The sequence below is a fragment of the Gulbenkiania mobilis genome, assembly GCA_004346645.1.
Classification (GTDB): Bacteria; Pseudomonadota; Gammaproteobacteria; order Burkholderiales; family Chromobacteriaceae; genus Gulbenkiania; species Gulbenkiania mobilis.
This window is the reverse complement of sequence record SMDA01000006.1, coordinates 170,865-178,446: the sequence shown is the minus strand read 5'-3', so window position 1 is coordinate 178,446 and position 7,582 is coordinate 170,865. Positions and strand designations below refer to the sequence as shown.

11 protein-coding genes are annotated in these 7,582 nt (G+C 60.1%); 3 read left to right on the top strand and 8 right to left on the bottom strand.

Features of this window, described 5'->3' with window-relative positions; translation table 11 throughout:
• From EV669_RS10730 to EV669_RS10720, 3 genes are all read right to left on the bottom strand, one after another.
• The coding region (locus EV669_RS10730; RefSeq protein WP_449727753.1) for a transposase at window positions 1-170 on the bottom strand (170 nt) is incomplete at its 3' end.
• 157 nt (window positions 171-327) lie between these two features.
• A complete protein-coding gene (locus tag EV669_RS10725; RefSeq protein WP_132098667.1) occupies window positions 328-1,158 on the bottom strand; it encodes a DNA cytosine methyltransferase in 831 nt (276 codons plus the stop codon).
• Between the two features lie 4 nt (window positions 1,159-1,162).
• Window positions 1,163-2,380, bottom strand: coding sequence for a DNA cytosine methyltransferase (locus EV669_RS10720; RefSeq protein WP_132098666.1), 1,218 nt, complete (start codon window positions 2,378-2,380; stop codon window positions 1,163-1,165).
• Between the two features lie 1,037 nt (window positions 2,381-3,417).
• Between EV669_RS10720 and EV669_RS10715 the strand changes: the two genes are divergently transcribed.
• From EV669_RS10715 to EV669_RS10705, 3 genes are read left to right on the top strand one after another with little or no spacing between them, the layout of a single operon-like run.
• Window positions 3,418-3,711: a type II toxin-antitoxin system TacA family antitoxin gene (locus EV669_RS10715; RefSeq protein ID WP_132098665.1), complete on the top strand. Its 294-nt coding sequence runs from the start codon at window positions 3,418-3,420 to the stop codon at window positions 3,709-3,711.
• Window positions 3,708-4,208 (top strand): GNAT family N-acetyltransferase, encoded by a 501-nt coding sequence (locus EV669_RS10710; protein ID WP_132098664.1) that lies wholly within the window; start codon window positions 3,708-3,710, stop codon window positions 4,206-4,208. Before EV669_RS10715 ends, EV669_RS10710 begins: the two co-directional genes overlap by 4 nt.
• A gap of 3 nt (window positions 4,209-4,211) precedes the next feature.
• Window positions 4,212-4,439, top strand: a complete 228-nt coding sequence (locus EV669_RS10705; protein ID WP_132098663.1) for a hypothetical protein — start codon at window positions 4,212-4,214, stop codon at window positions 4,437-4,439.
• Window positions 4,440-4,444: 5 nt separating this feature from the next.
• Here EV669_RS10705 and EV669_RS10700 read toward each other — a convergent pair whose 3' ends face one another.
• The 5 genes from EV669_RS10700 to EV669_RS10680 form a co-directional block, all read right to left on the bottom strand.
• Window positions 4,445-4,897, bottom strand: coding sequence for a hypothetical protein (locus tag EV669_RS10700; protein ID WP_132098662.1), 453 nt, complete (start codon window positions 4,895-4,897; stop codon window positions 4,445-4,447).
• Window positions 4,894-6,243 carry a recombinase family protein gene (locus EV669_RS10695; RefSeq protein WP_132098661.1) on the bottom strand — a complete coding sequence of 450 codons (1,350 nt, stop codon included), beginning with the start codon at window positions 6,241-6,243 and terminating at the stop codon, window positions 4,894-4,896. Before EV669_RS10695 ends, EV669_RS10700 begins: the two co-directional genes overlap by 4 nt.
• Window positions 6,240-6,701 (bottom strand): DUF2924 domain-containing protein, encoded by a 462-nt coding sequence (locus tag EV669_RS10690; protein WP_132098660.1) that lies wholly within the window; start codon window positions 6,699-6,701, stop codon window positions 6,240-6,242. Before EV669_RS10690 ends, EV669_RS10695 begins: the two co-directional genes overlap by 4 nt.
• 2 nt (window positions 6,702-6,703) lie before the next feature.
• The gene (locus tag EV669_RS10685) at window positions 6,704-6,952 is read right to left on the bottom strand and encodes a hypothetical protein (protein WP_132098659.1); all 249 of its coding nucleotides are present in this window, start codon (window positions 6,950-6,952) and stop codon (window positions 6,704-6,706) included.
• A 61-nt stretch (window positions 6,953-7,013) separates the two neighbouring features.
• Window positions 7,014-7,457 carry a hypothetical protein gene (locus EV669_RS10680; RefSeq protein ID WP_132098658.1) on the bottom strand — a complete coding sequence of 148 codons (444 nt, stop codon included), beginning with the start codon at window positions 7,455-7,457 and terminating at the stop codon, window positions 7,014-7,016.
• Window positions 7,458-7,582: the final 125 nt, after the last annotated feature.

The window sequence follows — 7,582 nt, the reverse complement described above, 5'->3', positions numbered from 1 at the left end:
TCTTTGAGCCGCTTGGCCTCCGAGACGTTCATGCCGCCAAATTTGCTGCGCCAGAGGTAATAGCTGGCTTCCGAGAAGGCGTGCTTGCGGCACAGCTCCGCAACCGGCATGCCTGCTTCTGCTTCGCGCAGGAAGCCGATGATCTGTTCTTCGGTGAAACGTTTCTTCATGTCCAATCTCCGTGTCATGGTGGATTGGACTCTAAAGTCACGTGCTACTCAAGGTGGGGTGGACGTCGGCGCCGTAATTGTTGCAGACGGACGATCAGGCGCTAGTCTTCCGTAGACGTAGCGGTGGCCAATTTTGTCCGCTCCAATCTTGTGGCAGTCAACCTTGAGATCGTCCGGTAGGTCTTGCATGCCCCCCCGGTGGAATCAATTCGATGCGTTTCTGATTCAACGGGGACAGACGGGTTCGGCGGTGAAGTGCATCCCCGGGAAGCGGAGTCAAGTCCATGGGGGGCGAAGGCAACCCTTTGAGCGCATCAGCAACGGTCCGGTACGCCTTTGGATCTATGAATGGTGTGGGAAACACGAAAGGCGGCTGCCCTATCTTCCAGCCGGCGAAAACAACCCGTTTTCTAAGTTGGGGGACCCCGTAGTCCGCTGCATTGATGATCGTGCTCGTTACCCGGTAGCCGGAATTTTCAAGACGTGACGTGAACTCAGCCACCAGCTCCTTACCTCGTTTACCGAGCAAACCCGGGACATTCTCCATAAGGAACAACCGCGGCTTGAGTTCGGAAACGAGCCGACCGAACTCAAGGACTAAGTGGTTTCGAACGTCGTGGTCGGAACCGATTCGTTGTACCGAGAAGCCCTGGCATGGAGGTCCGCCAACCAAGACATCAATAGATTCTGCGGTCGAACCAACCCGAGCAAGCAGCTCCTGCCCCGTGACTTTCGAAAGGTCGCATTGGGCTACGGGGTGATCAAAATTGGTCGCGTATGTATTGACGGCGACATCCCAGCTATCGAACGCACCGAGCACTTCAAAGCCAGCGGATACAAGGCCTAGCGAGAATCCACCAGCCCCTGCAAATAAATCTATCGCCGTAGGTTTTCCGTTTGCAATGTGCTCAGGAGAGAGTGCCCCGACCGTAGAGGAGCCGTCCGCGTCAGAGCTGTCGCGCTGTTTCAATTCAGGCGCAAATTGCATCACTCTAGCTTTCCTTTTTCTTCTTGTTCTTGAGAGATGGGATCATGCGCGAAAAAGACGCCCCTACTGGTGCGACGATTCCTTTATCGAACTTTTCTGGTGGCAAGGGCTGCCCAATGAGCTCACCCACAATGTGCATCGCCAAAAACGCAGAGAATGCGGGCGGCACAGCGTTTCCGATTTGCCGGAATCGCTCGTCAAGACCTCCACCGATTTCATAGTCGCGTGGGAAGCTCTGTAGCAATGCAGCCTCCCGTACAGTCAAGCCACGGTCTTGCTCTGGATGCACAAAGCGACCACTCGCAGGGTTCCTGGCATACGCAGTAATTGTGATGGCCGGCTTATCCCAAGCTAGGCGACCATAGACGTCCTCGTAAGCGGCCTTCCCGCTTCGTTGCTTGGCACGCTGGAGACACGCCGGGCCGACATGGTCTGGGCGGTTCCCGCCGTCTTTCGGCACTGCCCGTATTGTCTCGATGGTGGACTGTTTGTGCCCCGCACTGAAATGCATCGCATCGCTTGGAATTTTCTGGCCTGCGCCGACCGGTGGCAAGTCACTGATGGCATTTCGAACAGTCAGGAATTCAGTTCGAGACAGGAAACCTCGGGGCGCTTCAAAGGGGCGTTTCATGGCCAGCATGAGCGCTCTGAATCTCTCCTGAGGCACCCCAAATTCGGCCATATTATGGACATTCACATGAACGTAGTAACCGGCTTTCTCCAATATTTGCCGCGCTTTTGCGACGTAAGGCCAATAGCGTTCAGTCAACAACTCCGGAACATTCTCAACTACGATAGCATCGGGGCCGATCTTTGAAGCGATGCGTGCGAAATCGACGAAGAGTGAGTTCCTGGTGTCGCTCTCACCTTCATCATTTCGATGAGAAGAAAAACCTTGGCATGGGGCACATCCGATCAAGACGTTGGCCTGAGCCGAACCAAATCCTGTTCTGGCCAGCAAGTCGTTTAACTTCTTGGGTGAGCTAGCCAGGGCAGCTAGATCCTCGCACAGAGGTTCCACTCCGTGGTTAGTCGCATAGCTCTGATTCGCTACCGGGTCGATATCAACAGCGCCTCGAATGTCGAAAATAGGCCCTAAGGCGTTGGCCGCGCGAAATCCTGTTGACATGCCGCCACAGCCACTGAACATATCCATCAGCATGATAGGGCCAGGCGCTTCTAATCGCGCCTTACGCCAGTATTCACTTATCTGGGTAGCCACGGCCACTCCTGCCAGACGGGCTTGGGTGCGAGCGTCGCCTACCCTCCCTCCCTCTATTAGGGGGGGTGAATGTTAGCCAAGAGGCCTGAGACCTCGTGGGCCCAAGTCCGCTCCTTCAATTTTTTCTTCCGTGTTTGTTCGGCCAGTTGTTCCATCTGCTTACTCCTGTCTTGATGACGAAAGCAAAGGCAACTGCTGTTGAGTGTTGAATGCTTCTCGGTCGAGGTGCTCCCGGATCAATCGAGCAGCGAGTGTGCTCTTCTTAAATCCGCGCTCTTCGCAGTAACTCTCGAAACGCCGGAACTCCTGCTCATCTAAGAGCACAGTGACTTTTTTCAGTTTGGAGTCCAAGGATGTTCTCGCTGCTCGAATTTTGACGAAGATCCATCATATCGCACCGCTGGGCAGTTGTCTATAGAAGTGCGCATCACTACGCACTTCTACGCATGACGGTAGAAGTTTTAGAGGTAGTCAAGGTGGGTAGCTGACCCTGCAGAGAGGGCTCCTGCTGCCAAGGGCTGGACTTGGTAATCGGGCTGCCTGCAGGCGTGAAGGTCAGGCTGCACCGGAGTGCCCGCAACTAGCCGCTTGACAGGCGTGTCATGAACTCTTGGAAGGCGCTCCGGCAAGACGAAAAAGGCCGAATCATCGAATCCACGCCCTCAAAGCCCATGCGTTACTATCTGGTTCTGAAAGCGGACGCGGGTTCGGTTCCGTGTTCCACCACCATATTGAAGGGCTCGGAAAATCTCCGGGCCCTTTTTCTTGGGCGAAATCCCCACGCCACGCGGGGTTTCGGCCATCCGTGCTGCGGGTGGCCACCTGCCGAAACGCCCCAAATTGGCCTCTTTCTCGGCCAGAGCCGTCTCTGTTCTCCGTTTGGCCTGCGGGTGGGCGCAGATGCGGCTCTCGCAAAATCAACAACTTACGCGCGCCGGTTCATCGTCAACCAAGACCACCAGTCACCAGTACAACTAGACGGTGTGCGTCACTTGTACTAACATTGCGGCAGTTGATCTAACAAAAGAGGTGCTGCCATGACTGCCGTTGCATCGTCGCCTTCCGCCCGTTCTGCCCGACTTGGGCTGCGCGCTACCCCCGAACAGGAGGTGGTGCTGCGCCGTGCCGCCGAGGTGGCCCACAAGTCGTTGACCGACTTCATCCTTGACAGCGCGTGCCTGGCCGCCGAGCAGACGCTGCTGGACCAACGATTGTTCATGGTCTCGGGCAGCCAGTACCAGGCCCTGATGGATCTGCTGGATCGCCCCGAACTGGCCAACGAAGGGTTGCGCGATCTGTTTGCTCGCAAGGCGCCCTGGGACACGAAGTGACGTTGCGCGCACCGGAGCCTCTGGCCGCGCAGCATCGGCTGGACGGTTTTGATTGCGGCAAGCCCGCGCTGAATGACTGGCTGTTGCGCCACGCTCGCCAGGCGCAGGGCAGTGGCTCGGCCAAGACCTTTGTCGTTGCCGAGGACGATGGCCGCGTGGCGGGCTACTTCAGCCTGACCGTGGGGCAGGTCGACACGCTGGAGGCGCCGGAGCGCATTCGCAAGGGGATGGGGCAATACCCGTTGCCGGTGGTGATTCTGGCGAGGCTCGCTGTCTCGGTGGTAGACCAGGGGCGAGGTATAGGCTTTGGCCTGCTGCAGGACGCGATTCGCCGCACGATGCTGATTGCCGAACAGGCCGGCATCCGTGCCATGCTGACCCACCCCATCGATGAAGAAGCAGCGAGGTTCTACACCCGGTTCGGGTTCATCGCGTCACCGCTGCGCGAACAGCAATTGTTGCTGCTCTTGAAGGACGCCCGTCGCTGGGTCCGCTGAACCATGACCATCGAATCACTGCCCACTTTTACCAAGCCGGCCCGCCAGCGCTGGGAGTCCATCCCTGCCGACATTCGCCAGCGGCTGCTGTCCAACGTCTGGTGCGGCCAGTGCCGTCACGAAACCACGATCACCAATTTCAGCGGCACCATCAAGGGTGGCGACTTGCTGCTGGTGGGCAAGTGCGCCGAATGCCGCAGTGATGTGGCACGGGTCATCGAGGGCTCGTAACTCGGTCAGGCGTCGAACCCCGCCACCACCGCCCGCTGCGCCACCCAGTCGGTCGGAAGTGGGTTCCGTTGGAACCACAGCAGGCTCATGCACCGGGGCTGCTGCCCGGCCAGGATGCTCTGGATGATGGCCGGCTCCAGCAGGGTCAGTCGCAGCAGTTCGTTGACCGTGGAGTGGTGCAGGCCTTCGCGCTGTGCGATCTCGCTGCCACTGCCCACCACCCCATCGTCTAGCAGTTGCTGCCAGTAGAAGGCCCGCGTCAGGGCCACCAGCAAGGGCTGGTCGATCTGTGTGGCGATCTTGCCCGGCGACTCGACCGCCCCATCCGGCCGCACCACCACCTTGCTGGGGCCGCGCTTCCTGATCTTCAGTGGGATGAAGGTGGACAGTTTCACCTGGCCGCCGTCCCGGCGCTCGCGCGCAACGGGGCCACCCAAAGCCTGCACTTTCGGCTTCATGCCATTTCCTCCGTCTGCTCCCATTCCTGCAATTCCCCGCCGATGGTGCCAGGCATCAACTCACCGGCCAGTTCCTGCCAGCCCTGATCGCGCCAGATGATCTCCAGCCCGCCGTCGGCAATCACCACACGGTCGATCAGCAGCTGTGCCAGTCGACACTGTTCGGCGGGGAACAACTGTTGCCACAGGCAAGCCAGATTTCGCATCGGCAAGACCACCTCCGGCTCCGACAGGTCTGGGCGGGCTGCCCGAATCCGATCCCACACCGACTGCACGATGTGCGGTGCCGACAGCGCCGCTACGATCTGCTGGGTCACCAATTCCTCAATGGGAGCCGCCGGTAGTGGCCCATGCTGGCTGGCCCACGCGCCAAAGCGCCGGTGCTTGATCGGCGTGTAGTAGCGGTAGGTCTTGCCCTTCTTGACGGTGTAGCTGGGCACCAGCCGTTCACCGTCAGGCGTGAACAGCAGGCCGCGCAACAACACCGGCTCACGCTGGCGGTCGTTGGTTTCGCGCCGCCGTTCGATGCCATCGGTGGCGATCAACGCGTGCACCGCATCCCACTGCGCCTGCGTCACGATGGCCTGATGCTGGCCGGGGAAACTCTGCCCCTTGTGGACGATCTCGCCCAGGTACATCCGGTTGTGCAGCATCTTGTAGATGGTCTGCTTGGTGAAGGGCTTGCCACCCTTGGTGAGCACCCCTTCCGCGCCGTAGGCCTTGGCCATCAGCGTGGCCGAGCGCATGGTGACGAAATCATCGAAGATGCGGCGCACCAGCGTGGCCTCGACCTCATTGATCACCAGCAGACGGTTATTCACGTCATACCCCAGAGGCAACGGCCCGCCCATCCACATCCCTTTGGCCTTGCTGGCCGCGATCTTGTCGCGGATGCGCTCACCGGTGACCTCGCGTTCGAACTGCGCGAAGGACAGCAGCACGTTGAGCATCAGCCGACCCATCGACGTGGCCGAATTGATCTGCTGCGTGACGGCGCTAAAGCTGACCCGGTGGCGGTCGAACACATCGACCATCCGGGCAAAATCCGCCAGAGAGCGTGACAGCCGGTCGATCTTGTAGACGATCACGATGTCGATCTTGCCCACCTGAATGTCCGCCATCAGTCGGCGAAGGGCGGGTCGCTCCATGTTGCCACCAGAGAAACCACCATCGTCGTAATCATCGGCCACGGCGAACCAGCCCTCGTGGCTCTGACTCTTGATGAAAGCGTGCCCGGCTTCCTTCTGCGCATCGATGGAGTTGAAGGACTGGTCCAGCCGTTCGTCGCTGGAGACGCGGCAGTACACCGCGCAGCGCTTGTGCGGAACGAGTAACGGCGCGTTCATTGACCGTTCCCCTTGCCATCGCGCACGCCAAAGAACTTCGGCCCGTTCCATCGCGTGCCCGTGATGTGGCGCGCCGCCGCCGACAGGCTTTTGAACACCTGTCCGTCGAGCGCGTACAGGCCATCGGGCGTGACCGTCACGCGGTACTCGCGTTCATCCCATTCCCGAATCAGCGTGGTGCCGGGCATCAGCAGCGTTTGCGCGCTGCGCCCGGTGGCCGACTTGATCTTGGAATGCTTTGCACCGGCCTCAACCAGCATCTTGCGGATGTTGGTGGGCAGCGCCCCGTAGGCCAGTTCCTGGATGCGGTAGGCCAGACGCGATTCCACGTAATTGCGATTGCGGTGGCTGGGCCGCCGGGGAAAGTGCTGATCCCACAGCGCCCAGAGCTCCACCATCGGCAGTGATGGCAGCGCCGCCAACTGTGCCGAGATGGTGTGTTGCTGTTCGGCGGCCATCCTCAGTCCTCCCGGATCGCGGTGCCACCGAGCGTGATCCACAGGCGGGTATCGTCAGCGGTCGCCATTTCGCGGGTGGCCACGCCACTGGCGCGGTGGGTGCCGGATTTGCCGGTGAACCAGTAGGCTTGGCCATCGTGCTGTACGCGGTACGGCCCGAGGTGATCGAAATCGGCCTCGATGGTCATCACGCCGCGCGGGCGCTGGTTGGTGTCGGTAACCTGTACGCGCAGGGTTTGGTGGGTGCTCATTGCTTTCTCCGAGAGGGGTTTGCGGACCTCCATGAACGCGCTGTGGCGACCAGAAGCCAAGTCAAACCGCGCTCTGATCAGCGTCATCGACCTGACCTGTCGCTACATCGAAACGCTCGCGTAACAGCGTTTGCGGTTTGCCGGTGCGCCGGTCCTTGATGCCCAGGATGTAGACCTCGCCGTCCCACACTCCGCAGGCCACATCGGTGTCACTGGCCGTGGCCGGCATCAACCAGCCGGTGATGCCATTGGGCAACTGCAGCAGGTCTTCCATCCGGTGGACAGGCCAGCGCATGGCCTCCTGGTAGTGGTCGGCAAACTCCAGCAGTTGCTGAGGCACGTATGGGAAGTTCTCCTGGCTCAGGATGGGAATCCAGACCAACGGCTGGCCGCTGGCAAACCAGCCTTGCACGCGCTGCTCGACTTCGGGGTTGTAGTGCTGCAGACGTTCAACGGGCACGTGACGTGTGCCATCGCTGGCTTGGTGTTCTGTCGTGTGGTTCATCAAAGGCTCCTTGAGTGGTAACCCGGCACGGCGCGGGGCGGTAACCGGGGTGGTAACTGGTAACCCCGTTTCGAGGTCTGTCGGTAGCGGGGCAGCGCGCTCGCGCCCCCCGTATGGCGTTTTGG

Excerpts from the sequence above, each read along its gene's own strand:
- EV669_RS10725 (WP_132098667.1), bottom strand. The coding sequence starts at position 1,158 with ATGCAATTTGCGCCTGAATTGAAACAGCGCGACAGCTCTGACGCGGAC.
- EV669_RS10715 (WP_132098665.1), top strand. The coding sequence starts at position 3,418 with ATGACTGCCGTTGCATCGTCGCCTTCCGCCCGTTCTGCCCGACTTGGG.
- EV669_RS10705 (WP_132098663.1), top strand. The coding sequence starts at position 4,212 with ATGACCATCGAATCACTGCCCACTTTTACCAAGCCGGCCCGCCAGCGC.
- EV669_RS10700 (WP_132098662.1), bottom strand. The coding sequence starts at position 4,897 with ATGAAGCCGAAAGTGCAGGCTTTGGGTGGCCCCGTTGCGCGCGAGCGC.
- EV669_RS10695 (WP_132098661.1), bottom strand. The coding sequence starts at position 6,243 with ATGAACGCGCCGTTACTCGTTCCGCACAAGCGCTGCGCGGTGTACTGC.
- EV669_RS10690 (WP_132098660.1), bottom strand. The coding sequence starts at position 6,701 with ATGGCCGCCGAACAGCAACACACCATCTCGGCACAGTTGGCGGCGCTG.
- EV669_RS10685 (WP_132098659.1), bottom strand. The coding sequence starts at position 6,952 with ATGAGCACCCACCAAACCCTGCGCGTACAGGTTACCGACACCAACCAG.
- EV669_RS10680 (WP_132098658.1), bottom strand. The coding sequence starts at position 7,457 with ATGAACCACACGACAGAACACCAAGCCAGCGATGGCACACGTCACGTG.